General features: G+C 67.3%; 21 protein-coding genes. 8 read left to right on the top strand and 13 right to left on the bottom strand.

What is annotated here, in order from left to right:
• Positions 1 to 38: 38 nt before the first annotated feature.
• The 3 genes from METLW4_RS0106320 to METLW4_RS0106310 all read left to right on the top strand — a co-directional run bounded on the left by METLW4_RS0106320 (position 39) and on the right by METLW4_RS0106310 (position 3,523).
• A complete protein-coding gene (locus METLW4_RS0106320; RefSeq protein WP_018265363.1) occupies positions 39 to 923 on the top strand; it encodes a hydrogen peroxide-inducible genes activator in 885 nt (294 codons plus the stop codon).
• Positions 924 to 1,083: 160 nt separating this feature from the next.
• Positions 1,084 to 2,895, top strand: a complete 1,812-nt coding sequence (locus tag METLW4_RS24135) for a methyl-accepting chemotaxis protein (protein ID WP_018265362.1) — start codon at positions 1,084 to 1,086, stop codon at positions 2,893 to 2,895.
• A gap of 127 nt (positions 2,896 to 3,022) precedes the next feature.
• The gene (locus tag METLW4_RS0106310; RefSeq protein ID WP_018265361.1) at positions 3,023 to 3,523 is read left to right on the top strand and encodes a CinA family protein; all 501 of its coding nucleotides are present in this window, start codon (positions 3,023 to 3,025) and stop codon (positions 3,521 to 3,523) included.
• Here the strand turns inward: METLW4_RS0106310 and METLW4_RS0106305 are convergent.
• The gene (locus tag METLW4_RS0106305) at positions 3,508 to 3,978 is read right to left on the bottom strand and encodes a type II toxin-antitoxin system RatA family toxin (protein ID WP_018265360.1); all 471 of its coding nucleotides are present in this window, start codon (positions 3,976 to 3,978) and stop codon (positions 3,508 to 3,510) included. The two genes, METLW4_RS0106310 and METLW4_RS0106305, sit on opposite strands and share 16 nt — an antisense overlap.
• A gap of 113 nt (positions 3,979 to 4,091) precedes the next feature.
• Between METLW4_RS0106305 and METLW4_RS0106300 the strand changes: the two genes are divergently transcribed.
• Positions 4,092 to 4,496 (top strand): DUF488 domain-containing protein, encoded by a 405-nt coding sequence (locus METLW4_RS0106300; RefSeq protein WP_018265359.1) that lies wholly within the window; start codon positions 4,092 to 4,094, stop codon positions 4,494 to 4,496.
• Here the strand turns inward: METLW4_RS0106300 and lipA are convergent.
• The 4 genes from lipA to METLW4_RS0106280 form a co-directional block, all read right to left on the bottom strand.
• Positions 4,423 to 5,397: a lipoyl synthase gene (gene lipA / locus METLW4_RS0106295; protein ID WP_018265358.1), complete on the bottom strand. Its 975-nt coding sequence runs from the start codon at positions 5,395 to 5,397 to the stop codon at positions 4,423 to 4,425. The two genes, METLW4_RS0106300 and lipA, sit on opposite strands and share 74 nt — an antisense overlap.
• 9 nt (positions 5,398 to 5,406) lie before the next feature.
• On the bottom strand, positions 5,407 to 5,715 hold the full coding sequence (locus METLW4_RS0106290; RefSeq protein ID WP_018265357.1) for a GlsB/YeaQ/YmgE family stress response membrane protein: 309 nt from the start codon (positions 5,713 to 5,715) through the stop codon (positions 5,407 to 5,409).
• A 201-nt stretch (positions 5,716 to 5,916) separates the two neighbouring features.
• Positions 5,917 to 9,384, bottom strand: a complete 3,468-nt coding sequence (gene dnaE, locus METLW4_RS0106285; protein WP_018265356.1) for a DNA polymerase III subunit alpha — start codon at positions 9,382 to 9,384, stop codon at positions 5,917 to 5,919.
• Between the two features lie 212 nt (positions 9,385 to 9,596).
• Positions 9,597 to 9,938, bottom strand: a complete 342-nt coding sequence (locus METLW4_RS0106280) for a phasin family protein (RefSeq protein WP_018265355.1) — start codon at positions 9,936 to 9,938, stop codon at positions 9,597 to 9,599.
• A gap of 269 nt (positions 9,939 to 10,207) precedes the next feature.
• Here METLW4_RS0106280 and METLW4_RS0106275 point away from each other — a divergent pair, with 269 nt between their 5' ends.
• A complete protein-coding gene (locus METLW4_RS0106275; RefSeq protein WP_018265354.1) occupies positions 10,208 to 11,890 on the top strand; it encodes a D-alanyl-D-alanine carboxypeptidase in 1,683 nt (560 codons plus the stop codon).
• Positions 11,891 to 11,945: 55 nt separating this feature from the next.
• Here the strand turns inward: METLW4_RS0106275 and METLW4_RS0106270 are convergent, their stop codons facing one another.
• Positions 11,946 to 12,671 carry a DnaJ domain-containing protein gene (locus METLW4_RS0106270; protein ID WP_018265353.1) on the bottom strand — a complete coding sequence of 242 codons (726 nt, stop codon included), beginning with the start codon at positions 12,669 to 12,671 and terminating at the stop codon, positions 11,946 to 11,948.
• A gap of 12 nt (positions 12,672 to 12,683) precedes the next feature.
• Positions 12,684 to 13,388, bottom strand: a complete 705-nt coding sequence (locus METLW4_RS0106265; protein WP_043331738.1) for a hypothetical protein — start codon at positions 13,386 to 13,388, stop codon at positions 12,684 to 12,686.
• A gap of 177 nt (positions 13,389 to 13,565) precedes the next feature.
• On the opposite strand from METLW4_RS0106265, the gene METLW4_RS0106260 reads away from it, so the two are divergent.
• Positions 13,566 to 14,117, top strand: a complete 552-nt coding sequence (locus METLW4_RS0106260) for a DUF2478 domain-containing protein (protein WP_018265351.1) — start codon at positions 13,566 to 13,568, stop codon at positions 14,115 to 14,117.
• Here METLW4_RS0106260 and METLW4_RS0106255 read toward each other — a convergent pair.
• Positions 14,096 to 15,046, bottom strand: coding sequence for a DUF817 domain-containing protein (locus METLW4_RS0106255; RefSeq protein WP_018265350.1), 951 nt, complete (start codon positions 15,044 to 15,046; stop codon positions 14,096 to 14,098). The genes METLW4_RS0106260 and METLW4_RS0106255 overlap by 22 nt on opposite strands.
• A 6-nt stretch (positions 15,047 to 15,052) precedes the next feature.
• Positions 15,053 to 16,111 (bottom strand): amino acid ABC transporter substrate-binding protein, encoded by a 1,059-nt coding sequence (locus METLW4_RS0106250; RefSeq protein ID WP_018265349.1) that lies wholly within the window; start codon positions 16,109 to 16,111, stop codon positions 15,053 to 15,055.
• A gap of 97 nt (positions 16,112 to 16,208) precedes the next feature.
• On the opposite strand from METLW4_RS0106250, the gene metC reads away from it, so the two are divergent.
• Both metC and METLW4_RS0106240 read left to right on the top strand, forming a co-directional pair.
• A complete protein-coding gene (metC, locus tag METLW4_RS0106245; protein WP_026191297.1) occupies positions 16,209 to 17,399 on the top strand; it encodes a cystathionine beta-lyase in 1,191 nt (396 codons plus the stop codon).
• Between the two features lie 110 nt (positions 17,400 to 17,509).
• The gene (locus METLW4_RS0106240) at positions 17,510 to 17,764 is read left to right on the top strand and encodes a hypothetical protein (RefSeq protein ID WP_018265347.1); all 255 of its coding nucleotides are present in this window, start codon (positions 17,510 to 17,512) and stop codon (positions 17,762 to 17,764) included.
• Positions 17,765 to 17,896: 132 nt separating this feature from the next.
• On the opposite strand, the gene METLW4_RS0106235 is transcribed toward METLW4_RS0106240, so the two are convergent.
• From METLW4_RS0106235 to METLW4_RS0106220, 4 genes are read right to left on the bottom strand one after another with little or no spacing between them, the layout of a single operon-like run.
• On the bottom strand, positions 17,897 to 19,981 hold the full coding sequence (locus tag METLW4_RS0106235) for a membrane protein (RefSeq protein WP_018265346.1): 2,085 nt from the start codon (positions 19,979 to 19,981) through the stop codon (positions 17,897 to 17,899).
• Entirely contained in the window at positions 19,978 to 22,758 is a 2,781-nt protein-coding gene (locus METLW4_RS0106230) for a DUF4159 domain-containing protein (protein ID WP_018265345.1), read from the bottom strand. Before METLW4_RS0106230 ends, METLW4_RS0106235 begins: the two co-directional genes overlap by 4 nt.
• Positions 22,758 to 23,696, bottom strand: a complete 939-nt coding sequence (locus tag METLW4_RS0106225) for a DUF58 domain-containing protein (RefSeq protein WP_018265344.1) — start codon at positions 23,694 to 23,696, stop codon at positions 22,758 to 22,760. The genes METLW4_RS0106230 and METLW4_RS0106225 overlap by 1 nt, the downstream gene beginning before the upstream one ends.
• The gene (locus tag METLW4_RS0106220) at positions 23,689 to 24,681 is read right to left on the bottom strand and encodes an AAA family ATPase (protein WP_018265343.1); all 993 of its coding nucleotides are present in this window, start codon (positions 24,679 to 24,681) and stop codon (positions 23,689 to 23,691) included. The genes METLW4_RS0106225 and METLW4_RS0106220 overlap by 8 nt, the downstream gene beginning before the upstream one ends.
• Between the last annotated feature and the right edge of the window lie 168 nt (positions 24,682 to 24,849).

The raw sequence follows: 24,849 nt of genomic DNA, 5'->3' as shown, positions 1-24,849 counted from the left end.
TAAAATTCGATTTTCTTCGTCATCGATCAGGAAAACTGATGATAACGACCAAGCAGCTCCGCTACTTCGACGCCCTCGCCCGCACAGAGCATTTCGGCAAGGCGGCCGACCTCTGCGCCGTGACGCAGCCGGCGCTCTCCATGCAGATCAAGGAGCTGGAGGCCGAGGTCGGCGCGCAATTGGTCGAGCGGCGCGGCAAATTGGTCACGCTGACGGCCGCCGGCAGCGAGATCGCCAAGGTCGCCCGCCGAATCCTCGCCGATATTTCGGAGCTGGAGACGATGGCGGATCAGAATTTCTGTCCGCTGCGCCTCGGCATCATCCCGACGGTCGCGCCCTATGTTCTGCCGACCTTGTTCGACGCGCTCGGCGGCGGCGCGGCCGCTCTGCGGCCTCTGCATATTCGCGAGGCGCAGACGGCGACGCTGCTGGCCGAGCTGGATGACGGCCTTCTGGATCTCGTCATGCTGGCGACGCCCGTCGATCCAGAGCTCGACTCCATAGCGCTCTTCGAGGACCGCTTCTTTCTCGCCGCTCCCTCGAGCGGATTGCCGGAGGAAGCAGGCTCCGTCAGCGCGGAGACGCTGAAAGCGCAAAGGCTTCTGCTGCTCGAGGACGGCCATTGCCTGCGCGATCAGGCGCTCAGCTATTGTGAGAGCCGCAATGTGCTGAACATCGACACTTTCGGCATGACCAATCTGACGACGCTGGTTCAGATGGTCTCGGCGGGCATGGGCTGCACGCTGCTCCCGGAAATGAGCTTGCCGATCGAGACGGCGCGCGGAAACGTCCGCGTGCTGCGGATCGAGCCGCCGGAGCCGCGCCGGATCATCGGGCTGGTCTGGCGCAAATCCTCGCGCCGCGGCGACGAGTTTCGCGCCCTCGGCCGCATGATCGTGGCGTCGCGACAAAACCGTCCGTAGCGGGAGATGTCATAGAAATGTCATTAAAAATAATGGCTTGAATGGCTTAGTCTTAGTTTTTTCGAAACATGCGCCGCGGATGATGCCGCCACTCTCGGCTTTGTCTCATCGCGTTTCCGACGCCGAGCCGGCGTCTGGAAACGCTCGCGCGCGGCGTCCAATGAAAATCACATCGAGCATCGCAGGCAAGCTCGGCGCGGTCATCGCGCTGCTCGGCGCTCTCGCCCTCGGCCTCTCCCTTTTCGCCTTCTGGCAATCGCGTCACGACGCCGGCCGGATGGACGCTCTCGAGGCGAGCTATGCATTCGCCCTCCAGGCGCGCGGGCTCGCGCAATCCGTCCAGCATTCGGCCATCGTCGCCAATTCCGTCTTCGCATCCGACAGCAAGGCGGAGATCGAAGGAAAGCTCGGAACGCTGCGGCGAACGCTCGACGAGCTTCGCGCGGCGAGCGAGGCGCTGCTCGCTCGGGCGGACGGCCGCATCCCGGACGAGCGCAAGACGCGCATCGCGCTCGCCGTGCAGGAATTCGTTTCCTATCAGAACGACACTGTGGAGCTCGGTCTCTCCATTTCTCCCAAGGCGGCGCTTCTGCAGGCCAATGACGAGGCGACCATCGCCAATCGCGAGAAAATGGTCGCGGAGATGGAAACCTTCGTACGGGGAACGCTCGACGGTCTCGCCGCCGAGCGCCACGCGCGTGAGAATGTTCGCGGCCGCGAGGAGGCGCTGACGTTCGCCGTGCCCGCGGCGGTGACGAGCGTCGCTCTCATCGCCGCCATATGGATCGTCGCGACGCAGATCCGCCGCCCGTTGGCGACGATCGCGCGCGCGATGAAGCGCGCCGCCGACGGAGATTTCGACGCCAGCGTTCCATATGTCGAGCGGCGGGACGAGATCGGCGACATGGCGCGGGCGCTGCTGGCCTTCGAGGCGGCGGCGCGGGACAAGCGCCGGCTCGAGCAGGAGGCCGAGGCGCAGCGCCGAGCGGCGGCCGAGCTGCGGGAAATGGCGGAGGCGGAGCGTCGCCGCACGGCGGAAAACCAGGCGGCGGTCGTCGCCGCCCTCGCCCGCGGGCTGGAAAATCTCTCCCAGGGCGAGCTGACCTATCGGATCGACGAGGCTTTCGCCGCCGAATACGAGGCGCTGCGCCAGAATTTCAACATAGCGGTGGAGAAGTTGCGCCGCGCCATAGCGGCGGTGGCGGCCAATTCGCGCTCCGTTCTCGACGGGACGGCGGAGGCCGCCGAGGTCGCCGGCCGCCTCGCAGATCGCAGCGAAAGGCAGGCCGTCGATCTCGAGAAAGCGACCGCCGATCTCGACCGCTCGACGGCCGCGATCGGCCACACCGCCGAAACGACGGCCGAGGTTCGCGATCTCGTGCTGCGCGCCAGCGGTAGCGCGCGGCGCGGCGGCGACGTCCTGCGCGAGTCGATCGGCGCGATGAGCGCGATAGAGGCGTCGTCCCGGCAGATCGGCCAAATCGTCGACATCATCGACGAGATCGCCTTTCAGACCAATCTTCTCGCGCTCAACGCCGGCGTCGAGGCGGCGCGCAGCGGCGAGGCCGGCCGCGGCTTCGCCGTGGTCGCCTCGGAAGTACGCTCGCTCGCGCAGCGCTCCTTGCAGGCGGCGAAGGAGATCGGCCAGCTCGTCTCCACCGCTCAGATACAGGTGAAGCGCGGCGTCGGTCTCGTGAATGAGACGAGCCGCGCCTTGACGGAAGTCGCCGAGCTGACCGCGGCCTCCGACGCTCTGGTGGCGGAGGTCGCCGCAGCGGCGAAGGAGCAGGCCGCGAGCCTCGGCGGCGTCTGCCTCGCGATCGGCGAGATCGATCGGGCGACGCGCGAGAACGCCGTGATCGCGACGCGCTCCTCGCGCGCCAACGTCGATCTCACCGCCCGCACGCGCGAATTGATCGATCTGGTCGCCCGCTTGCGCGTAGCGGCGACGCGGGACGCGCGCGCGGCGTGAGGTCGGGGGTGTGGGGGGAGGTCTGCTCACGCGCCTCATCGACTCCGCCCCGGCCCGACGGCGACGCTTTGATGGCGCGGCGGGCGGTATTATGCTCGCCATCCAAGCCGTTCGAGCTCGTTGCGACATGCCCACTCCCGACCTGCCCCGCCTCGCCGAACATCTGCTCGACCTCTGCCGCGCGCAGTCTCTGCGCATCGCAACGGCCGAATCCTGCACCGGTGGGCTCGTCGCCGGGGCGATCACCGATATCGCCGGCTCCTCGGACGCCTTCGATCGCGGCTTCGTCACCTATTCCAACGCCGCCAAGGAGGAGATGCTCGGCGTCCCTCACGACATTCTCGAGCGCTATGGCGCCGTCAGCGCCGAGACGGCGCGGGCCATGGCGAGCGGCGCCGTCGAGCGCTCCTTCGCCGATATCGCCGTTTCGATCACGGGCATAGCCGGCCCCGGCGGCGGCAGCGCGGAGAAGCCCGTGGGCCTCGTCCATTTCGCCTGCCTGCGAAAAGGCTTCGGCGTGGAGCATGTCGAGCGCCGCTTCGGCCCCGAGACGCGCGAGGCGATCCGGCGGGCCGCGGTCGTTCAAGCGCTGGAGCTGATGATAGAAGCCGCTCAGCGGCGGCCATAGACCTCGCCGGCGCGCTTGACGAAAGCGTCCGAATATTTGTGGAAGGCGGAGTCGAACATCGCCCCCATCACCAGCCCGAGCGTGCGGCTGCGGAACTCGTAATTGATGTAGAAATCGACGACCGAGCGAGCGCCGCCATCCGGCCCGGCCGGCTCGTCGGCGAAGGTCCAGCGATTTTCGAGCTTCTTGAACGGGCCATCGACATATTCGACGAGGATCTCGCGCTTGTTCGGATCGCAGGTCACGCGGCTGGTGAAGCGCTCGCACACCGCCTTGAAGCCCACCTGCATCTCCGCGAGGATGACCTCCACCCCCTCCTCCGTCGTGCTGCGGCGGCGCACGCGCAGCGCCTCGCAGAGCGGCACGAATTTGGGATAGGATTCGACATCCTTGACCAAAGCGAACATGTCGTCGGCGCGGAAGTTCACGCGGCGGCGGTTGCGGAAGCTCTTCATGGGCGAAGCTATTACCACTATTGCGGAAGGCGCGAAAACGGCGTTTTCGAGCGGAAGACCTCGCCGCCCTTCGCCCTATCTGCGTCCCCAGCGGCCTCGGCCCGGGGAAAATCATGTTCAAGATCAAGCGCGCCTATGAGCCGGCGAGCGCCGAGGACGGCAAGCGCATCCTCGTCGATCACCTGTGGCCGCGCGGCCTCTCCAAAGCGAAGGCCGCGCTCGACGAATGGGATCGCCTCGTCGCGCCGAGCGACGCTCTGCGCCGCTGGTACGCCCATTCGCCCCAACGCTGGCGGGAGTTCAAGACACGCTACGCCCGCGAGCTGCGCGAAACCTGCCCGCAGGAGCTGAAGCGCCTGCGCGCGCTCGGCCGCGGCAATATGGTGACGCTGGTTTTCTCCTCGCGCGAGCCGGCGATGAACAATGCCGCCGCGCTGAAGGAGATCATCGAGACGCGCCGAGCCGCTTCTCCCGCAGCCGCTCGAAATCCGCGCCCGCATGGTGCGAGGAGCGGGTGAGCGGCGAGGCGGAGACCATGGAGAAACCCTTGGCGTAGGCGATGGTGGAAAGCGCCTCGAACTCCTGCGGCGTCACGAAGCGCGCGACCTCGTGATGCTTGCGGGTCGGCTGCAGATATTGGCCGATGGTGAGGAAGTCTACATCGGCCACGCGCAGATCGTCCATCACCTGGAGAATCTCGTTGCGCGTCTCGCCGAGCCCGACCATCAGGCCGGATTTGGTGAAGATGGCGGGGTCGAGCTCCTTGACCCGCTGCAGCAGCCGCAGCGAATGGAAATAGCGCGCGCCCGGCCGCACCGTCACATAGAGGGACGGCACGGTCTCGAGATTATGGTTGAACACATCCGGCCGCGCCGCGACGACTTTCTCGAGCGCGCCCTCCTTGCGCAGAAAATCTGGCGTCAGCACCTCGATCGTCGTCGTCGGACAGGCGGCGCGTATGGCGCGGATCGTCTGCGCGATATGTCCCGCCCCGCCGTCGTCGAGATCGTCGCGATCGACCGAGGTGACCACCACATGGGCGAGGCCGAGCTTGGCCGTCGCTTCCGCCACGCGCTCCGGCTCGGTGGGGTCGAGCGCCGCCGGCAGGCCGGTGGCCACATTGCAGAAGGCGCAGGCGCGCGTGCACACCGCCCCCATGACGAGGAAGGTCGCGTGCTTCTGCTCCCAGCATTCGCCGATATTCGGGCAGGAGGCCTCCTGGCAGACGGTGGAGAGTCCGCCGCCGCGCAGGATCGCGCCGGTCTCGCGCCAGGCCGCAGAGCCCGGCGCCTTGACGCGGATCCAGTCCGGCTTGCGCGCGAGCGGCGTGTCCGGCCGATGCGCCTTTTCCGGGTGGCGGAGCGCGGCCGCATCGCGCTTGCGCGGGTCATCGTTGAGGAGATCGAGGAGGACGGTCATGGGTTGCGCCTAATGTCTCGGCCTTTCGCCCGGCCGAAGAGGAGTCGCGCCGTCGACTCGCGCCCAGAGCGAGACGCCGATTATGGACCCGAGCATGCCGGCGAGGAAATGGCCGATCGAGTCGTCGAGAACGAGCCCGCAGAATTCGGCGAATTGCGCGCCGAGCCAAGCGCCGGCGACGCCGATCGCCATATCGGAGAAGAGCTGATCGGAGCTTCGCAGCAGCGCGCCGACGAGCCAGCCGCCGAATGCGCCGATGACGACGAGGGGAAGAAAGCCCGCGTCGAGCTTTCCGAGAAAGGCGATCGCAGCGTCCATTTCCGCCACCCCGATCGAGCGGGCTCCGCCTGCCACGGACCCTGCTACAAGATAGGCGCATCTCACGTCGACAAGAAGAGGCGCGGCGTCGCAGGCCGTCGGCGAGAGCGCCGAGGCAAAGTCGCGCATCAGCAATATTACGCAATTATCTCAATAAATAAGCATAATTACCTAATATGCTGCATTAGCTTTGGCGGAGCCTCAGACATGCTCCACGGCGAGCACGCCGGGAATGGTTTTCAGCGCCCCGGCGACATCGGCCGAGACGGAATAGCCGCCCGGCAGCTTGATCTCCACCTCGCTCGCCATGCGCTCCAGCGCGACCACGATCGAGACCTCGCCCTCGCCCCGCGTCGTGAGCCGCGACTTCAGCGCGTCGAGCGGCGCGGCGTCCTGAAGGAAGATCCGCAGCCCTTTTTGCGCCTTGGCGGCGGCGGCCGCGAGCGGCTGCACCTCGGTGATGCGCGCCCGCACATCCTCGCCCTCGAGCGCGGCGGAGAGCGTCACCAGCACGGTCGCGCCCTTCTCCAAAAGGTCGCGATATTGGTTGAGCCCCTCCTGAAACAGGATCGCCTCATATTGCCCGCTGTCGTCCGAGAGCTGGACGACGCCCATTTTGGAGCCGGACTTTGTGCGTCGCTCGGCGCGGTCGAGCACCACCGCGGCGAGCCGCCCGGCGCTCGCTCCGCGCTTCACGGCGATGATGAACTCCGTCCAGCGCGTCAGCCGCAACCGGCCGAGCACGCCCGCATAGGCGTCGAGCGGATGGCCGGAGAGGAAGAAGCCGGCGGCGTCGAATTCGCGCTTCAGCTTCTCGGAGGCCGTCCAGGGCTGGCTCTTCGGTAGGACCAGCTCCTCCTCCGCCTCCGCGCCGCCGAACAGCGCATTCTGTCCGGCCTGCCGGTCCTCGGCGCAGCGATTGGCGCAAGCGAGAATCGTCTCGATTGCGCCGACGACGCGGGCGCGGTCGGCGTCGAGCTCGTCGAAGGCGCCGCAGCAGGCGAGATTCTCCAGCACCTTCTTATTGACCTCGCGCGGATTGATCCGCCGGGCGAAGTCAGAGAGGCTGCGGAAAGGCGCGGCGCCGCGCGTCCGCACGATCGCCTCCGCCTGCCCCTCGCCGACGCCTTTGACAGCGGAGAGCGCATAGCGAATGGCGAGCTTGCCGTCGGCGCCGGGCGCGACGTCGAAATCGACGCCCGAACGGCGGATGGAGGGCGGCTCGACCGCAATGCCGAGCCGCTGCGCCTCATTGCGGAATTCGGCCAGCTTGTCGGTGTTGCCCTTGTCGAGCGTCATGGAGGCGGCCAAAAACTCCACCGGATAATGCGCCTTGAACCAGGCGGTCTGATAGGCGATCAGCGCATAGGCCGCGGCATGGCTCTTGTTGAAGCCGTAATCGGCGAATTTCGCCAGCAGGTCGAAGATATCGCTGGCCTTTTGCGCCGTGAGCCCGCGCTCCACCGCGCCGGTGACGAAGCGCTCGCGCTGGGCGTCCATCTCCGCCTTGATCTTCTTGCCCATGGCGCGGCGCAGCAGATCGGCCTCGCCCAGCGAATAGCCGGACAGGACCTGGGCGATCTGCATCACCTGCTCCTGGTAGATGATGACGCCGAATGTCTCCTTCAGGATGTGCTCGATCTTGGGGTGGATGTAGTCGGGCTCCTCGTCGCCGAGCTTCACCGCGCAATAGGTCGGGATATTGGCCATAGGACCCGGCCGGTAGAGCGCGACGAGGGCGATGATGTCCTCGAAATGATCGGCGTGCATCTCGACCAGCGCCTTGCGCATGCCGGCGCTTTCCAGCTGGAACACGCCCACCGTCTCACCGCGCCCGAGCATTTGGTAAGTCTCGGAATCGTCGAGCGGAATAGTGGCGAGATCGAAATCCGCCGCGCGCCGGCGCACGAGATCGACGGCCGTCGCCAGCACGGTCAGCGTCTTGAGGCCGAGAAAGTCGAATTTGATGAGGCCGGCCGGCTCCACCCATTTCATGTTGAACTGGGTGGCCGGCATATCGGATTTGGGATCGCGATAGAGCGGCACCAGCGCGTCGAGCGGCCGGTCGCCGATGACGACGCCAGCGGCGTGGGTCGAGGCGTTGGAATAGAGCCCCTCGAGCGCGCCGGCGATCTTGAACAGGCGGGCGACCTTCTCGTCCTCGTCGATCGCCTCGCGCAATTTCTGCTCGCCGGAGACGGCCTCGGCCAAAGTCACGGGCTTCGCCGGATTCTGCGGCACCAGCTTGGCGAGCTTGTCGACCTGTCCCAGCGGCATTTCCAGAACGCGGCCGACGCTGCGCAGCACGCCGCGCGCCAGGAAGGAGCCGAAGGTGATGATCTGCGCCACCTTCTCGGCGCCATAGCGCTCGCGGACATAGTCGATGACCTCGCCGCGCCGCGTCTGACAAAAGTCGATGTCGAAATCCGGCATCGACATGCGTTCGGGATTGAGGAAGCGCTCGAAGAAGAGGCCGAAGCGCAGAGGATCGAGATCGGTGATGGTCAGCGCATAGGCGACCAGCGAGCCGGCGCCCGAGCCGCGCCCCGGCCCCACCGGAATTCCTTGTGATTTCGCATATTTGATAAAGTCGGAGACGATCAGGAAGTAGCCCGGAAAGCGCATCTTCTCGATCGTGTCGAGCTCGAATTCGAGCCGCGCGTCATAGGATTCGCGGGTCTGCCCCGGGGCCGGCGGCTGCGCGAGGAGGCGCGCCTCGAGGCCCTCCTTCGCCTGTCGGCGCAATTCGCGCGCCTCAATATCCTCGAGGGATTCCCCTCCCCCTTCGCCGTCCAGCATGAAGCGCGGCATGATGGGCTTGCGCGTCAGCGGACGAAAGGCGACGCGCCGCGCGATCTCGACCGTCGCATCCGTCGCCTCGCGGAGATCGGCGAAGAGCGCGAGCATCTCCTTGCGCGTCTTGAAATAATGCTGCGGTGAGAGCCGCCGGCGCTCGGCGACGCTGGTCACTGTGCCCTCGGCGATGCAGAGCAGCGCGTCATGCGCCTCGAAATCCGTCGCCGTGGCGAAAAAGGGCTCGTTGGTGGCGACCAGAGGCAGGCCGCGTCGATAGGCGAGATCGAGCAATTGCGGCTCGACGCGCCGCTGCGTCGCGAGTCCGTGACGCTGGATCTCGACATAGAGCCTTCCGTCGAAGAGCGGCAGCAGCGCCTCGAGGCGGGCGAGCGCCTGCTCCGCCCTGCCCTTGGCGAAGAGCGTGTCGAGCCCGCCCTCCGAGCCGCCGGTGAGGGCGATCAGCCCCTCGCAGCTTTCGGCGAGGCTCGCCAGCGAGATGTGGGAGGCCTCGCCCTGCTCCGGCTCGAGATAGGCGCGCGAGGCGAGCCGAATGAGGTTGGAGTAGCCCTGCTCCGATTGCGCGATCAGCACGATATGGCCGCGCCCGTCGGCGCCGCCCGCGACGTTCTGCGATCCGTCGCCGAAATCGACATTGAGCTGCACGCCGGGGATCGGCTGCACGCCGGCCTTGGCGGCCTTTTCGGAAAACTCCAGCGCGCCGAAGAGATTATCGGTGTCGGTGACGGCCAGCGCCGGCATCTGGTCCTTCTGGGCCAGATCGATGACGCGCGAGAGGGTCAGCGCGCCCTCGCGCAGCGAGAAAGCGGTGTGAACATGTAGATGAACGAAGCCGACCGCGTCGATCGCGCTCATTTCGACCGCCTCCTGCGACGCCTCTCGCGTCCCCGGCGATCATATCGCGCCGCAGCGCTGGGATTCGCAATACGCGCGTCACGGCGCTCGGATTTTACGCACAGGCTACGTGATTCTACTGCGGCGCCGCAAAGCCGATAAATGAAAAGCCGGGCGGAGGAGGTCCACCCGGCTTTTCCGAGACTCTTGTCGAGGACGCGTCTGGCCGGCGATCACTCGCCCGCGGAGTAGACTTTCGTCGCCGCCGCTTCGACCGGCTTGAACGCTTCCTTGGCGAGGCTGGAATAGAGCTCGCCGAGCTTGGTCGCCTCGGCGATGAAATCTTCGTACGCGCCCTTGGCGTAATCCGACTGCAGCTGCAGAGCTTCGTCGATCTTCTTGACGCCGATCAGCTTTTCCGCGAGGAGACGGCTCTTCTCGAAGGACTTCTTCGAATAGTCGGTCGTCTCCGCCGCAATGGTCTGCCAGCCCTTGGTGAGGGCCGCCGCGGCCGCGGACGCCGCTTCGAATTGCTCCTTGCCCAGCTGCTGAACGCTTTCGAAAGTGGCAACCATCGGTTTCGTCCTCGTATCGAGCGCTATTCGGCCTTCGCCCCGTGGCGGACTCCATGCGCTCAGTTGACAGGGTCAGCTTATATGCATTGCACAATCGAAGTCAACGGCAATGTTGCGATGCAAAACCACAATCCCGGTCTGCTTTCGCCTTAACCAGGGGGTAACTTCATATCGGTAAGATTGTAATCATGTGACTTTTCGGCAACGCCCAGGCTGATCGGGCCCGCCGCGAGCGCACATGATGGGGCAAGTGAACGGGATATGCATAAATGACGAAGCGTGGCGTCGCCGGCGGGCTCGAGCGTTGGAAGTGGGTGGCGGCTCTGGCGGCTCTCGCCGCTTTATCGGCGCTCTTCGCTTTTCCGGCCGAGGCCAGACGTCATCATCATTCCGCCCGCGCCTATCATTCGCGTCACACGTTCATTCATCATGCGGCGCATCATCGCCGTGGCGGCGCGCATCTCTCCCATGCGGCGCGGCGCGGCCATTCGGAGGCCGGCGGCGGTCCCGCCTTCGCCGCCATCGTGGTCGACGCCAATAGCGGCCGCACGCTCTATGCGCGCAATGAGCACGAGCTGCGCCATCCCGCCTCCGTCACCAAGGTGATGACGCTCTATCTCCTGTTCGAGCAGCTCGAGAAGGGGCGGCTGCGGCTCGACTCGCCGCTGGTCATCTCCGCCCATGCGGCGTCGCAGGCGCCGACCAAGCTCGGCCTCGCCCCCGGCCAGACGATCGACGTCGAGAGCGCCATCAAGGCCGTCGTCACCAAATCGGCGAACGACATCGCCGCCGCCATCGCCGAGAACATCGCCGGCGACGAGGAGAGCTTCGCCGAAATGATGACGCATAAGGCGCATCAGCTCGGCATGAGCCGCACGCATTACGCCAACGCCTCCGGCCTGCCCAATGACGAGCAGATCACCACGGCGCATGATCTCTCCGTGCTGGGCCGCGCGATCCAGGACCGCTTCCCGCGCTATTATCACTATTTCTCCACCCACGCCTTCGTCTGGCGCGGCCAGTCGCATCGCAATCACAATCATCTGCTCGGGCAGATTCGCGGCGTCGACGGCATCAAGACCGGCTACACGCACGCCTCCGGCTTCAACCTGCTGACCTCGGTGCGCCGCGACGGCCATCATATCGTCGCCGTCGTCATGGGCGGCCGCACCGCCGCGGCCCGCGACCGCGTGATGGCCGGCCTCATCGCCGAGCATATCGACGATGGCGCGGCCGTCCGCACCGCGCACGCCATCACCGAGGGCGAGCCCGCTCCGGCGCCGGTCGCCCGCGTCGAGGCCGCCGAGGAGGAGAAGGACGAGGCGCCGGTCGTCGCGGCCGCCGTCACGACTCCCGTTGTTCCGGCTCCCGCCCCGCGCGCTCTGCAGCCGATGGCGCTCGCCTCGGCTCCGCCGCTTCTCGCCGTCCCAACGCCCGTGCGCGGCGACAAGATTCGCCCGGCCTTCGTCGCCGGCGGCAAAAAGGAGCCGGCGCAAGAGAGCGGCGCGCGGCGCCAGCCCGAGCCGTCCCGCCGCGATGGCGTTCATGCGACGGCGGACGGCTCGACCTCCGCCAAGGCCGGCCATGGGACGAAGGTCGCCTCGGCGACGACGCCGACCGCCCTGCCGGCGCGCATGTCGGACGCAGACCGCACGCTGGTCGCCCGCAGCGATCGCGCCGAATTGTCCAAAGCCGATCAGGCCCGTCCGATCCACTCGGGCTGGATGATTCAGATCGGCGCCACCGACGACGCCGAAAAAGCGCAGCAGCTGCTCTCGCGCGCCCGCGCCAAGGGCGTGCCGGCCACCGCCAAGGCTTTCACCGAGAAGGTGCAGAAGGGAAGAGAGACGCTCTACCGCGCCCGTTTCGCCGGGCTCGAGGAGAAGAGCGCGGAGACCGCCTGTCGCGCGCTGAAGCGCTCGGGCTTCTCCTGTTTTGCGACGAAGAATTGATCGACGGACCTATTTTTCCAAAAAGCGACGAGCATTGAGCAAACAAGGCCGAGCTTCAATGATGATGACGACGCATGAGGACATCTTTGGCTTCGTTCACCCGAGCCGCGAGATCGGTCGTCCCTCCATGGTCAGGATGAAGCTTCTTCATCAGATCGCGATGCGCCCGCGCGATGTCCTCGCGCGCCGCTCCCTTTTTGAGGCCCAGAATTTCATAGGCCTCATCTTCCGAAATCGTGCCGCCGCGGCGGCCTGGTCCGACGCCGCCCGCATCCGCGCCCCCCGCGTTGCGTCCACCGTCTCCTGTCTGACGCCAGCCGGCAAACCGGCGGTCGAGATACACCTCTAGAAGACGGGCGCCTTCGGGATCGACGCTGCGGCAGTGGCGGTAGAGCTCCATCACCGCCGGCCGTGTCAGCGCGTCGAGCCTTTTGCCTTCGTCCTTGCCGGCGAGGATCGTGCCGCGAATGGCGCCGCTCGCATGGTCGAGCTCCATCTCGATCATGGCCGATCGCACCCGCGAGACGCCCGCCCCCGCGGTGCCGTGACCGAAGCGCTTCACCCCGCGCGAGAAAGCGCCGTAGAGCCACATGCCGGCCGAGGCCAGCAGCAGGCCGATGTCGATGCGACCGCGCAAGATGAAGAACAGGCCGAGCGCGATCGTCGCCGCCCCGCCCCCCTTGCGAATGACGCGGGCCATGGCCGCCGGCGAAGCGCGCGTGAACATGCGCAATCCGTAGAGCGCGAGCAGCAATGCGAGAAATCCGATCAGAACCGGCATGAAGCGGGCTCCTCACCCCATTTGTGACAAAAGAAGACGCGCGGCGTCCTCGCCTTTTGTAGCGCGCCGTTCGAGCTCGGCCAGCCCGCCCGCCGCATAAGCCGCAGCCGCGGACAGAAGCTCGGCGAGACGACGCGGCGCCGAGGCGTCGAAAGCGGCGTAGGCCCCGCCGGTCAGCCGCGCGATCTCGCGAAAGGCGACGCCCGCCTGCGCGTCGGCGCCTTCATGAAACATGAAGGCTTTCACGCCGAGAAGGCCGAGCCGGCCGGCGAGCTCGCAGAGCTGGTCGACATTTTCCTCCATCGCGTCGCCGACGAAGACGAGAGCGCCGATGCGGCGCGCGCTCGTCTCCTCGAGCGCATGGCGCAGCACTTTGCCGATCTGCGTGCGGCCGCCGCGACAGGAGATTTTCGCCATCAGAGCCGCGAGCCCCTGCCCGCCGCCGACGAATCCCGATGCGCGGCATTCGCCGAAGCCGCGAAAGAACACGAGCTGGACGTCGAGCCCGCCGAGCGCCGCCGTCTCCTCGAACATGCGGCCCTGCAGCGATTGCGCGAGATCCCATGTCGGCTGGCGGCTCATCGTGGCGTCGAGCGCGAAGATCAGCCGGCCTCGCTCGGCCGCTGCGCCGACGCGCCGCGCCTCCCGAATGAACGCCTCCACCGCCTGCGCCCGCGCAGAGGGAGAAAGCGGCGCATTGCCTCGTTCATCGCTCACGGCTGTTCACGTCGCGTCCCTGACCGTTTATATCAGATCGGTCGCCGCCCCGGAATGACAAGAGGCGCGAGCCTCGCCGAGCAAGGCCGGCCCGCTCCGCCGAACGTCCGAGGATAGGCGAACCCGCCGCGTCTTTCGACAGAAATCGCGACGCGAGGCCCTTACCGGAAAGCCGAAATGACCCTTTACGCTTCCTTGCCCGCAACGCCCATCGCCGCCCTTCCCGGCGAGCCGAGCGTTCAGGCGCAGACGCTGATCGCCGATTTCGCGCGGCGACTCTCCGAGAGCGGAGCGCGCGTCGCCGGGGTCACTCAGGCGCGCATTCTCGACGAGGCGACGGGCCGCAGCCGCATCGTGCTGCGCGATGTCGCCGATGGCGCGCTCTATGCGATCTCGCAGGATCTGGGGGCCGGCTCTGTCGCCTGCAATCTCGACTCGAGCGAATTGGCGCTCGCCTGCGCCTCGATAGAGCGGCGCGTCGCCGAGGGCGTCGATCTCGTCGTCATCAGCAAGTTCAGCAAGCAGGAGGCCTCGCGCGGCGGCCTCGCCGACGCTTTTCGCGCTTCCATGCTGGCGAAGGTTCCGGTGGTGACGGCGGTGTCGCCGCATTACGTCGAGGAATGGCGCCAATTCGCCGGCCCGCTGGCGGAATTCCTCGCGCATGACCTCGATGCGCTCCTCGCCTGGTGGGAGCGCGCGCAAAAGGCTCAGCTCACGGGCGCGGAATGATCCGCCAAACGGCGGCGATGACGCTCGCGTGAAAGCTCCAGCGGCTCGGCGTCCGGCGCGCGCGGCCGCTTGACGGCGACGACCAGCGCATAGCTCACGATCTGCAGCAGGAACCATGAGCCGAGCTTGGCCGCGCCGACCGGCGACCAGACTGCGAGCTGGCTCGGATAGAGCCAAGTGCGCGTGAAGGTTCCGATATTCTCGGCGAGAAAGATGAAGCTCGCGGCGAGCAGCGCCGCCAGCAGCAGCGGCATCGATCGCCATGAGTGATGCACGCGGTAGAAGATCCATGTGCGCGCGAACAGCGCCGCCGTCGCCGCGAACAGCGCGATCCGCAAATCCCACAGGTAATGGTGCAGGAAGAAATTGGCGTAGATCGCCGCGGCGAGCGCCGCGACCATCCATATCGGCGGATGGCGAATGAAGCGGAAATCGAACACCACCCAGGCGCGCATCATATAGCTGCCGATCGCCGCATACATGAAGCCGGTGAAGAGCGGAACGCCGCCGATGCGGAAAAAGGCCGGATCGGGGTAGATCCAGGAGCCGACCGCCGTCTTGAAGACCTCCATCGCCGTTCCGACGAGATGAAACAGCAGGATCACCTTGGCTTCCTGCAGGGTCTCGAAACGCGTCGCGAGCAGCAGCGCCTGAATGGCGAGCGCGGCGAGGAAGAGAAAATCATAACGCGCGAGGGCAAATTCGCGCGGATAGACGAAATGCGTCGCGATCAGCAGCCCGACCATCAGAAAACCGAACAGGCACGACCACGCCTGCTTCACGCCGAAGCGTAGAAACTCGTATGTGAGACGGCGCAATGGCCGCTGCGAGGCCCAGCGCGCGAGGCGCGCCTCGGCGATGGCGAAGCGCGCCAATGGCGCCCATTGCGCCGCTGCGCTGGCGCGAGGATCGAAAAAGCCAGGGTCCATATCCGCTCACCGCACTGGCGGCGCATACATCAGCCCGCCCTTCGTCCACAGCGCATTGAGCCTTCGCTCGAGGCCGATGGGCGAGCCGGCGCCGAGATTGCGCTCGAACACTTCGCCGTAATTGCCGACATGCTTGACGATGCGATAGGCCCAATCGGCCTCGAGCCCCAACCCGTCCACACGGCCTCCGTCGACGCCGAGCAGGCGCCGCACGCGCGGATCGGCCGATTTCAGCTGCTCGTCCGCATTGGCGGAGGTCACGCCCAGCTCTTCCGCATCGACCATGGCGAAATGTGTCCAGCGCACGATGTCGAACCATTGGTCGTCGCTCTGCCGCACGATCGGGCCGAGCGGCTCCTTGTCGATGAGCTCGGGCAGGATCGCATGATCGGCCGGCGTCGAGAGTTCCTGCCGCTTGGCGGCGAGCGTCGAGAGATCGGCGGTCAGCGCCTCGCATTTGGCGTCGGAATAGGCCTTGGCCGCCTCCTCGAATGTCGGGAACAGCTTGGGCTCGATCGGCTTCATGCCCTCGCGATGAAAATCGACGAGATCGAGCTCGAAGGGCGTGCCCTGCTGTACGCAGACGGAGAGGCCGCCGAGATCGCGCAAGGCGGCGATGGATTTTTTGCGCGCGAGAAAGCCCTGCCCGTCGAAAAAGCTGATCGCCGTATAGGAGAGCCCCTGCCCGGCGTCGCGCGACAAGGTGAAAGCCGCGCCGCGCGCCAGCAGATCGACGACGCCCGATTGCAGCGCCTTAACGCGATCCTTGGCGGAGAGCGTCACGAAGCGCATTTTTTCGGGATCGTCGAAAATGGCGGCGGCGAGCGCGCGGCAGAAATCGACGTCGAAGCCGCTCCAGCGGCCGGCCTCGTCCTGATGCGCAAAGCCCGGCAGGCCATTGCTCGCGCCGCAGATCAGAAAGCCGCGCTTTTGCGCCTGCTCGAGCGTCGAGGCCTCGGCGCCCGCGGCGAGCAGCACGGCGCTCGCGATGAGAATATTGCGGAACAGGCGAGAGATCATGTCCGACTCTGGATTGGGCTCGGGCGATCGGCGATCATTGGACAATTGCTCCTCTTTCGCCCATGTCCTGCGCGAACAGTCTATACTGCGGCGCGGACGAGGCCGCCGCAATCGCGTTCGCAGAAAGGCCGATAGGCGAGACATGAGCGAGACTAGAGGACAATCTGGGCGAAAAAAGAAAAGCCGCACCCGCTTGGCCCATGCCGGGCGTCGGCCCTCCGAGCAATTCGGCTTCGTCAACACGCCGATCTATCGCGGCTCCACCGTGCTGTTTCCCGATACGGCGTCGCTGCTCGCCAATCGCGGCGCCTATACTTACGCCACTAAAGGCACGCCGACGACGCGCGCGCTCGAGGAGGCCTGGATCGATATCGCCGGCGCGGCGGAGGCCGTCGCCGTCCCCTCCGGCCTCGCGGCGATCACCCTCGCTCTGCTGACGGCGCTGAAGGCCGGCGACCATCTGCTCGTCACCGATTCCTGCTATCTGCCGGCGCGCATGTTCTGCGACACCGTGCTGAAGCGGCTCGGCGTCGAGACCACCTATTATGATCCGCGCATCGGCGCCGATATCGCCGCGCTGATGCGGCCGAACACCACGGCCATATTGACCGAGTCGCCCGGCTCGCAGACGCTCGAGGTGCAGGACATTCCCGCCATCGCCGAGGTCGCCCATGCGCGCGGCGCCTGCATCGTCCTCGACAACACTTGGGCGACGCCTCTCTTTTTTCCGCCGCATGAGCGCGGGGTCGATCTCGCCATAGAGGCCGGCACCAAATATCTCGCGGGCCATTCCGATCTTCTTCTCGGCCTCGTCTCGGCGAATGAGAAATGGGCCAAGCGTCTGCGCGCCACCTACAACGCCTTCGCCATCTGTCCCGGGCCGGAGGATTGCTTTCTCGCGCTGCGCGGCCTGCGCACGATGGAATTGCGATTGCGCGAGGCCGAGCGCGCCGGCCTCGAGATGGCGCGCTGGCTCGCCGCGCGCGAGGAGGTCGCGGAGGTGATCCATCCGGCGCTCGAGAACCATGCCGACCACGCTTTGTGGAAGCGCGACTTTCTCGGCTCGACCGGCTTGTTCTCCTTCGTCTTGAAGCCGGTTCCCCCGGAGGCCGTCGCCGCAATGCTGGATGGGCTCGAGCTGTTCGGCCTCGGCTATTCCTGGGGCGGCTTCGAGAGCCTCGCCCTGCCCTTCGATTGCGCCTCCTATCGCACCGCGACCGAATGGGCGCCCGGCGGTCCGGCGATAAGGCTCTCGATCGGGCTCGAGGATATCGATGATCTGAAGGAGGATCTCGACGCCGGCTTCGCGCGGCTGCGCGCCGCAAAAGCGTAAGCATCGCATTGAATAGGTAGTTCCCCTTGATTTCGCATATGCGCGAAAGCGCATACTTACGCATCGGAGCGCGACGGAGTGTCGCGGGCGAACTCGAGGGGAACGGTTCGATGCGTGGTGAAGCTTTCGATCTGTCGCCCACCTCCAATGAGGTCATGTCCGGCGTTCGGCATTCGGCGCAGCACGAGGCGCTGCTGGCGTCCTATCTGCTCGGGCTCGGCCATGGGCCCGCCGTGGTGCGCGATCTCATCGTCTCCGATCTCGACGGCTTTCTGGACCTCGGGCTGCAGCGCCGCGCGGCGGATCAGCTCGTCGTGCTGCGCGCCTTTCTCGCGCGCTTTCCAGAAATGACGCGCTCGAGCTGAGCTTTCTTCTTGCGCTGAGAAAATCGGCTCCTATTCTCTTCTCAGATCGAGCGCCGCGGACGCGGCCGCTCGCATGAGACGCCCCGACCTCGGATGAACAGGCGGGGCGTTTTCGCGTCAGCGACGCCCTTCTTATCCCCGCCGCCCTTCCCACGCCCAAGCCAGCACGATCATTCCGAGCAGCGCCGCGAGGCCCCAGAGGCCGATCGCGAGCGGCGCCGTCTCGACGCCCTTCAGCTCGCTCGCGCCGGTGCGCTTCACGCCGATGTAATCGGCGCCGCCGAAGACAGAAGCTTCGCGCATCTCCACGATGCGGGGCAGCGTGACGGCGCCGCTCGCGTCTTTCGACAGACGTCGCACCGTGCCGCCGCTGGCCTCGGCGAGCGGCTTCAGCTTCTCGGTGGTGGAGACCACCTCGCGAAACTCGCGCGGATTCTCCGGGCCGACATTGACCAGCGCCGTCAGCTCGCCGCTCTGAAAGCGATAGAGCCCCATTTCCTTCGCCGCATGATGCGCGCGCGCGAGGCCGGGCTCCGCGGGCGCGAGCGCGATCTGCGATGTCGCGCCGGAGGGCGTCGTCATCGTCACCGTGTCCATCTTCTCCTCGAGGCTCTGGCGCTCGATGGCGATGTCATGGCCATGGGCGCTGGCGCGCAGCGCCTCCTCCTCGAGATCGGGCTCCTTCATCAGCCAATGGGCGAGGCGGCGCATCAGATCGACATGCGGGCCGCCGCCCTCATAGCCGCGCGCCCACAGCCACATCTGATCGGTGAGCAGAGCGGCGACGCGGCCCTTGCCCTCGCGCGAGAGCACGAGCAGCGGCTTGTCATTGGCGCCGGTGAGGATGGAATTGCCCTTCACCACTTCGGCGTCGACCTGGCGGAACCATTCGCCCCAGGCGGGAGGACTGCTCCGCGCGCCCTCGAGCCCGCGCGTGACCGGATGCTTCTCGCCATCCTTGCTCACATGGGCGCGAAAGGCGCGCTCATAGAGCGAGCCGTCCGGCCGCGCCGGAATGATGCTCTCCAGCGGCGAATAATAGAGCCCCTGCACTGTCGCGAAATCCGGCCCCGTCGCGACGAGAAAGGCGCCGCCATTGTCGACATAGCGCAGGATATTGTCGAAATAGACGGAGGGCAGGATCGTCTGGTTCGAGTAGCGATCGAAGATGATGAGATCGAACTCGTTGATCTTGCGCCCGAAGAGATCGGCCGTCGGAAAGGCGATCAGCGACAGCTCGTGCGGCGGCGTGCCGTCGAGCTTCTCCGGCGGCCGCAGAATGGTGAAATGCACCAGATCGACATTGGCGTCGGAGCGCAGAAGATTGCGCCAGCTGCGCTCGCCGGGATGCGGCTCGCCGGAGACGAGCAGAACTTTCAGCTTGTCGCGCACGCCCTCTATGGTGACGACGGCCTTGTTGTTGACGGCGGTCAGCTCGCCGGGGAGCGCCTCCACCTCCAGCTCGACGACATTGGCGCCGCCATGCTCGACGCGCAGCGGAATGTCGACGATCTCGCCGGCGCGCGCGACGATGGGCTCGAGCGCCTGCCCGTCGCGGCGCGTCGTGATGACGACCGGCTCCGTCCCGCCGAGATTGCTGTCGACGACGCGGGCGCGGATCGTCTGATCCTTGCCGACAATGCCGAAGCGCGGCGCCTCGACCAGCTCCAGCCTGCGATCACGCTCGCCCTCATGGCCGGTGACGAGCACATGCAGCGGCGCCTTGAAGCCGAGCGCGGCCGCGTTCGCCGGAATGTCGTGAACGATTCCGTCCGTCACCATGATCGCCGCGCCGATGCGCTCGCGCGGAACGTCCTTCAGCCCCTCTTCCAGAGCCTGAAACAATCTCGTCCCATCGGCCTCTGCGCCGGGACGCGCCGCGTCGATGAAGCGCGGCTCTATGTCGCCGAGCTTTTGCAGCGCCGGCTCCAGCGCGGCCTTCGCCGCCTCGGTCTGCGCCATGCGCTCGCCGAAGCTCTGGCTCTCGCTGCGATCGAGCACGATGGGAACGATGGTTCTCAGCGGCTCGCGCTGCTCGCGCAGCAATGACGGATCGGTGAGCGCCAGCAGCACCAGCGCCAGCGTCGCGAGGCGCAGAGCCGCGCCGCGTCCGCCGGCGCGCAGCGACAGCAGCGCGACGATGATCGCCGCCACGCTCAGCGCGGCGAGCGCGGGCCAGGGCAGCAGCGGCGTGAAGGAGAAGGACAGCTCGCTCATTGGCCGAGCCGCTCCAAGAGGTCGCGGACATGGACCTGATCGGATTTGTAATTGCCGGTCAGCGTGTACATCACCAGATTGACGCCGCCGCGGATCGCGAGTTCGCGCTGACGCGCGCCGCCCGGCGTCAGCGTGTAGAGCGGCTGGCCGGTGCGATCGGCCGCCCAGGCGCCGGCGAGATCATTCGAGGTTATCACCACGGAAGATACGCTGTCGGTCGCGCGCACGGGGCGCGCGGGATCGTCCTTGCTCTCTTGCGGCAGCGCCTCCACCCAGGTCTTGCCGTTGATCGTGCGGCCGTAGAATCCGTCGAGCAGATAGAAGGTCTTGGTGATGACGTGATCGCGCGGCGTGACCTCGAGCGGCGGAATGTCGAGATTGCGCGTCAGATCGCGCAGCCATTGCGTCTCCGGCGTCGGCGGTCCGCCCTCATGCGCGGTGAGCGCGTCGCGCGTGTCGAAGACGATCGTGCCGCCCTGCTTCAGATAGACGCCGACCTTGGCGATGGTCTGCGCCGACGGCAGCGGCGCGGCAGCGACGATCGGCCAATAGAGCATAGGATAGAAGGCCAATTCGTCGCGCGCCGGATCGACGCCGACCGGCGCGCCGGGCGCGAAGGATGTGCGCTGATTGAGCGCGCGCGACAGCGCCTCGAGGCCGAGCTTGCTGGTCTCGTCGGTGCGGGCGTCGCCGGAGACGACATAGGCGAGCCTCGTGGTCAGCGCCGCCTCGCGGTCGCGCGGCGAGACGGCGGCGGGCGCATCCTTGGCGCGGGCGCCCTGCGGCGCAGCGCTCAGCACCGCGAGCGCGCACAAAGCGCCTAGGGCGATCGGCGCGGCGCGGCGCAATGCGCCGGACATGGACAGCAAGATCAGCCAATCGGCGAGCAGGGCGACAAAGACCAGCGCGAGCAGATAGGGGCGCAGATCGATCGGCGCGCCGGCGCGCAGCGCCGAGACCGAGAGCCCCTGCCCCGAAAAATCGAAGGCGCGCAATTCGTCGCTCACGCGCAGCGGCTGCACGGCGACGGGGGCGTCGGCGGCGCCGTAGAAGCCCGGCGGATGCTCACGGCTCGCGCCGCCGTCATAGTCGCCGGCGATCGGTCGGGCGCTCGGCGGCGGCGCGCCGAGACGGCCGCGTCCGTCCAGAGTGAGGAGCGGCGCCAGCGCCGGCGCGTCGCTGCGCGCTCCGTCCTCGGCCCGCCGCGCCGCGGCCTCCCCGCTTTCGGCGGCGATCCTGTGCAGCATGTCGATGAAGAGGCCGGAGATCGGCAGATTGGACCAAGCGGCGTCGGCGCTGACGTGGAACAGCACGATGAGCCCCTTGCCGCGCCGCTCGGCGGTGACGAGCGGCGTGCCGTCGGTGAGCGCGGCCCAGGTCTTCGCCGGGAGGCCCGGCTCCGGCTCGGCGAGAACCTGGCGCGTCACCGTCACCTCATCGGGAATGGCGAGCCCGTAGAATGGACTCGCCGCATCGAAGGGCGCGAGCTTTTTCGGCGTGTCCCAGGACATGGCGCCGCCGAGCACGCGGCCATTGCGGCGCAAGCGCACGGGGGTGAGATCGTCGTCGCCATTGGCGAGGCGCGCGCCGGCGAAGCGCAAGAGCACGCCGCCCTCGTCGACGAAACGGGCCAGCGCCTCATGCGCGCCCTGCGGCAGCACGCCGACATCGGCGAGGGCGACGATATTGGGCTGCTCGGCGATGAGGCCTGGGAGAGGATCGGCGGCGCCCGGCCGCGGCTCGCGCACCTCGGCGAAAGGCGCGAAGGCCTTTTGCAGATAGAATTGCGGCTCCAGCAAAGGCTGCGCGAGATCGGCGCTCGCGCCGCTCAGCACGGCGACGCGGCGAACCTTGGAGCGCCCGTCGAGCAGCGCCACGGCGCCGGCCGAAGCCTCGCCGTCGAGGCGAAGCAGCGACGCCTCATTGCGCAATTCGATCGGCAGATCGAAGCGCGCTTTCGCTTTGTCTCCCACGCCGAATTCGAAATGCGCTTGCGCCAGCACGCGTCCCTGCTGATCGAAAGCGGAAATGGAGCCGGACGCCGGCGCGGCGGCGGAGGCGCGCGTCACCTCCACCTCGAGGCCTGCGGCCGTGTTCCGCGGCGCGACGAGCGCGCGCGGAACATGATCGCTGGCCAATGTCTCGACTTTCGCGCCAGCTGCGGCCGCCGAGGTCAGAGCCTCGGCAAATTGGCGTGCTCCGCCCTGCGCCAGCCCATCTGCGATCCAGACGATGCGCCCATTTGGATGGGCGGCGGCGAATTCTGCGAGCCTCGCGGCGGCGGCGGCGCGATCCGGCGCATAGGGCTGCGGCGCGAGCGCGCGCAGGCGCTCGTCGATCTTGCCGCCGTCCTCCGGCGTCGGCGCGGCGTCGGCCTGCGACATGGGCAGCACAGCGATCGTCGCGCCGGAACGCGCGGCGTCGGCGGCGAGCGCGCGCGCCGCCTCGATGCGGGCGTCGAAATCCGGCGCCGCCGGCCAGCCGTCGTCGATCGCGATCAGCAGCGGCGCGCTGGAAAAAGCGGCCGTCGCCACTGGCGTCAGCGCAGGGCCGGCCATGGCCAGAACGGCGAGGCCGGCGAGCGTGAGGCGCAGCGCCAATAGCTGCCAGGGCGTTCGGGAAGGCGTCTCCTCGCGGCGCAGCAGATCGAAGAGCAGGCGGATCGGCGGGAACACGATCTCGCGCGGGCGGGGCGGCGTCACCCGCAGCAGAAAATAGATAGCCGGCAGAGCCAGCAGCCCGAACAGGGCGAGCGGCGCGGCGAAAGTGAGGCCCATCAGACGCGCTCCAATCCAGAGGCGAGCGCAAAGCTCAAAGAAAGCGCCGCCTCCGCCGCCGGCCGGTCTGTGCGGTGGATATGCAGCGAGAAGCCGACATCGGCGGCGGCTTTGGCGATCTCGTCCCTATGCCGCGCGAGACGTTCCACATAAGCGTCGCGCCAGGATTGGGCGCGGCCGGCGCGCAGCTGCGCGCGGCTGTCCGTGTCGAGAAAGATCGTCTCGCCTTCGAAGGGAAAGGTCTCCTCCACCGGATCGGCGATCATCAGCAGCGCGCCCGCCGCGCCATTTCCGGCGAGCGTCGTCAGACGTTCGGAAAGCGCCTGCGGATCGCAGAGGAAGTCGGAGATGAGCAGAGCCTTGGCGCCGCCGGGCAGCGCCGCCGCCTCCGGCAATTCGCCGCGCGCCGCGCCGCCCGCTGCGACGAGCGCCTGCGCGAGGCGCTCGATAATGTCGCGCGTCGACATCGGATGGGTGAGGCCGAGCAGACCCACGCGCTCGCCGCCGCGCATCAGCACATCGGCGAGCGCGAGGCCGAGCGTCAATGCGCGATCGAGCTTGGGCTCCATCGCCAGCGAGGAGACGAAGCCCATCGAGGGCGAGCAGTCCATCCACAGAAAATAGGAATGGGCGGCCTCCCATTCCCGCTCGCGCACGAAGAGCCGATCGTCGCGCGCCGAGCGGCGCCAGTCGATGCGATGCGCCGCCTCGCCGGCGCCGAAGGGCCGGAACTGCCAAAAATTCTCGCCCGTCCCGGCGCGCCTTCGGCCATGCGCGCCATGGACGACGGTCGCCGCGACTTCCCGCGCGCGGATGACGATATCCGGCAGCCGGCTGGCGAGCTCTGCGGCGTCGACGCCGCGCGCGCTCGGCCCGAGCCGGGCGGATACATCGAAAGCCTCGGTGGAAACCGCCGGTGTCGCCGCCACCTCAGCCAATCCTCGCGACGAGCTTCTCGACGAGGCCGGCGATGGTCTTGCCCTGCGCGCGCGCGGCGAAGGTCAGCGCCATGCGATGGCGCAGCGCCGGCGCGGCGAGCGCGGCCACATCGTCCAGCGAGGGCGACAGCCGCCCGGCGAGCAGCGCGCGCGCGCGCGTGGCGAGCATGAGGGACTGCGCCGCGCGCGGGCCGGGGCCCCAGGCGACATGCGGCGCGATCTCGGGATCGCCCTCCCCCGGCCGCGCGGCGCGCACGAGATCGAGTATCGCGTCGACGACCTTGTCGCCGACCGGCAATTGCCGCACCAGCCTCTGCGCCGCGATCAGCTCCTGCGCGGAGAGAGTCTTTCGCGCCTCGATCACGCGGTCGCCGGTCGTCTCCAGCAATATGCGCCGCTCACTGGCGCGATCGGGATAGTCGACGTCGATCTGGAGAAGAAAACGATCGAGCTGCGCCTCCGGCAGAGGATAGGTTCCCTCCTGCTCCAGCGGATTTTGCGTCGCCAGCACATGGAAGGGCCGCGGCAGATCATGGCGCTCGCCGGCGACGCTCACATGATATTCCTGCATCGCCTGCAGCAGCGCCGATTGCGTGCGCGGCGAGGCGCGGTTGATCTCGTCCGCCATCAGCAATTGCGCGAAGATCGGGCCTTTGACGAAGCGGAAGACACGCTTTTTATCGGCGGTCTCCTCGAGCACCTCGGAGCCCAGAATATCGGCCGGCAGAAGATCGGGCGTGAATTGCACGCGCCGCTCGTCGAGGCCGAGCACGCGGCCCAATGTCTCGACGAGCTTGGTCTTGGCGAGCCCGGGCACGCCGACGAGCAGGCCGTGTCCGCCGGCGAGCAGAGTGACGAGCGCCTGCTCGACCGCCTCCTCCTGGCCGAAGATCACGGTGGAGACGGCGGCGCGGGCGCGGCCGATCTCTTCCAGGACACGCTCGGCTGCGGCGGCGGGAGCGCTCGCCAAATCTTGCTCGGTCATTGACTGTCCTTCGCTCGGCGACGACGGCCGCGTCGCAGTTTCCCCCTAGGATAAGCCGGAAAGGACGCTTGTCGACGTTAAAGAATGATTAATTTTGGCCGGGGGCGCGGCGCGCCCGGACAGAGGGGCTCGCCGGCAAAAATGGCTTTTTGACGCTCGGAGAGCCAA

Origin of the sequence: Methylosinus sp. LW4 (genome assembly GCF_000379125.1) — a bacterium.
Lineage (GTDB): Bacteria > Pseudomonadota > Alphaproteobacteria > Rhizobiales > Beijerinckiaceae > Methylosinus.
This window is presented reverse-complemented; position numbering and strand designations above follow the sequence as displayed.

Bases quoted from the DNA above. Each gene is read 5' to 3' on its own strand.
- METLW4_RS0106260 (WP_018265351.1), top strand. From the start codon at position 13,566: ATGACCCTTTACGCTTCCTTGCCCGCAACGCCCATCGCCGCCCTTCCC.
- METLW4_RS0106310 (WP_018265361.1), top strand. From the start codon at position 3,023: ATGCCCACTCCCGACCTGCCCCGCCTCGCCGAACATCTGCTCGACCTC.
- METLW4_RS0106240 (WP_018265347.1), top strand. From the start codon at position 17,510: ATGCGTGGTGAAGCTTTCGATCTGTCGCCCACCTCCAATGAGGTCATG.
- METLW4_RS0106255 (WP_018265350.1), bottom strand. From the start codon at position 15,046: ATGGACCCTGGCTTTTTCGATCCTCGCGCCAGCGCAGCGGCGCAATGG.
- dnaE (WP_018265356.1), bottom strand. From the start codon at position 9,384: ATGAGCGCGATCGACGCGGTCGGCTTCGTTCATCTACATGTTCACACC.
- metC (WP_026191297.1), top strand. From the start codon at position 16,209: ATGAGCGAGACTAGAGGACAATCTGGGCGAAAAAAGAAAAGCCGCACC.
- METLW4_RS0106235 (WP_018265346.1), bottom strand. From the start codon at position 19,981: ATGAGCGAGCTGTCCTTCTCCTTCACGCCGCTGCTGCCCTGGCCCGCG.
- METLW4_RS0106270 (WP_018265353.1), bottom strand. From the start codon at position 12,671: ATGCCGGTTCTGATCGGATTTCTCGCATTGCTGCTCGCGCTCTACGGA.
- METLW4_RS0106290 (WP_018265357.1), bottom strand. From the start codon at position 5,715: ATGGACGCTGCGATCGCCTTTCTCGGAAAGCTCGACGCGGGCTTTCTT.
- METLW4_RS24135 (WP_018265362.1), top strand. From the start codon at position 1,084: ATGAAAATCACATCGAGCATCGCAGGCAAGCTCGGCGCGGTCATCGCG.
- lipA (WP_018265358.1), bottom strand. From the start codon at position 5,397: ATGACCGTCCTCCTCGATCTCCTCAACGATGACCCGCGCAAGCGCGAT.
- METLW4_RS0106275 (WP_018265354.1), top strand. From the start codon at position 10,208: ATGACGAAGCGTGGCGTCGCCGGCGGGCTCGAGCGTTGGAAGTGGGTG.
- METLW4_RS0106220 (WP_018265343.1), bottom strand. From the start codon at position 24,681: ATGACCGAGCAAGATTTGGCGAGCGCTCCCGCCGCCGCAGCCGAGCGT.
- METLW4_RS0106320 (WP_018265363.1), top strand. From the start codon at position 39: ATGATAACGACCAAGCAGCTCCGCTACTTCGACGCCCTCGCCCGCACA.
- METLW4_RS0106280 (WP_018265355.1), bottom strand. From the start codon at position 9,938: ATGGTTGCCACTTTCGAAAGCGTTCAGCAGCTGGGCAAGGAGCAATTC.
- METLW4_RS0106300 (WP_018265359.1), top strand. From the start codon at position 4,092: ATGTTCAAGATCAAGCGCGCCTATGAGCCGGCGAGCGCCGAGGACGGC.
- METLW4_RS0106305 (WP_018265360.1), bottom strand. From the start codon at position 3,978: ATGAAGAGCTTCCGCAACCGCCGCCGCGTGAACTTCCGCGCCGACGAC.
- METLW4_RS0106230 (WP_018265345.1), bottom strand. From the start codon at position 22,758: ATGGGCCTCACTTTCGCCGCGCCGCTCGCCCTGTTCGGGCTGCTGGCT.